Below are 928 nucleotides of genomic sequence, written 5' to 3'. Positions count from 1 at the left end.
AATGTCGTGTTTGCTACGCAATGCGACGCCTTAGACATGAGCAATGCAAGCGCAAACGGTTTAGATGATATCGAATTTCTTATTAGCACGAACCCCGGCCAACCACCAAGACCTCTTGCCAAGGTCGCCTCAGGCGGTGAACTATCAAGAATCAGTTTAGCGATTCAAGTTGTTCTCGCTCAGCGTTCAGCTGTTCCAAGTATGGTATTTGATGAAGTAGATGTTGGGATCGGCGGCGGTACAGCTGAAGTTGTAGGAAAGTTACTAAAAGAGCTTGGGCAAACAGGCCAAGTCATTTGCATCACTCACCAACCTCAAGTCGCCTCGCAAGGTGACCGCCATCTTCGCATTAGTAAATCAATCATTGATGGAACAATGCACTCAGCGGTTGAGCCATTAAATAACGCAGAAAGAACAGATGAAGTAGCAAGAATGTTAGGCGGGATAGATATTACTGAGCAAACTAAAGCGCATGCGAAAGAAATGCTAGGGCTCAACTAACCCCAGCATTACAAGATTTATTATTTCTTCTTACGAACGTACAAGGTCAAACTATGATCAACTAATTCATAGCCGTATTTCTCGGCAATTTCGTGCTGACGTTTTTCAATAATTTCATCATAAAATTCAACAACTTCACCAGACTCAGCATCAACCATATGATCATGATGCTCTTCACTCGCCAACTCAAAAACAGCATGGCCACCTTCAAAATTATTGCGCTGCACTAAACCTGCCGCTTCAAACTGAGTCAGTACGCGATACACCGTTGCCAAACCTACATCATCACCTGATTCTAGAAGTGCCTTATACACATCTTCAGCACTCATATGCTTACCATCAGAAGCTTCTAAGAGACCCAACACTTTAAGGCGTGGAACAGTTACTTTTAATCCGGCTTTTTTTAAATCAGTATTTTCAGGCATAA

General features: G+C 43.0%; 1 protein-coding gene and 1 pseudogene. One reads left to right on the top strand and one right to left on the bottom strand.

Annotated elements, in window-relative coordinates; translation table 11 throughout:
• A pseudogene (locus tag A3739_RS26015) lies at positions 1 to 501 on the top strand (DNA repair protein RecN); the annotation flags it as partial.
• A 20-nt stretch (positions 502 to 521) separates the two neighbouring features.
• On the opposite strand, the gene fur reads toward A3739_RS26015, so the two are convergent.
• Positions 522 to 926, bottom strand: coding sequence for a ferric iron uptake transcriptional regulator (gene fur / locus A3739_RS26010; RefSeq protein WP_068477987.1), 405 nt, complete (start codon positions 924 to 926; stop codon positions 522 to 524).
• Between the last annotated feature and the right edge of the window lie 2 nt (positions 927 to 928).

The organism is Oleiphilus sp. HI0067 (assembly GCF_001635735.1).
The sequence above is the reverse complement of the archived record's forward strand: the minus strand, read 5'-3'. Positions and strand labels throughout refer to the sequence as shown.

Excerpts from the sequence above, each read along its gene's own strand:
- fur (WP_068477987.1), bottom strand. The coding sequence starts at position 926 with ATGCCTGAAAATACTGATTTAAAAAAAGCCGGATTAAAAGTAACTGTT.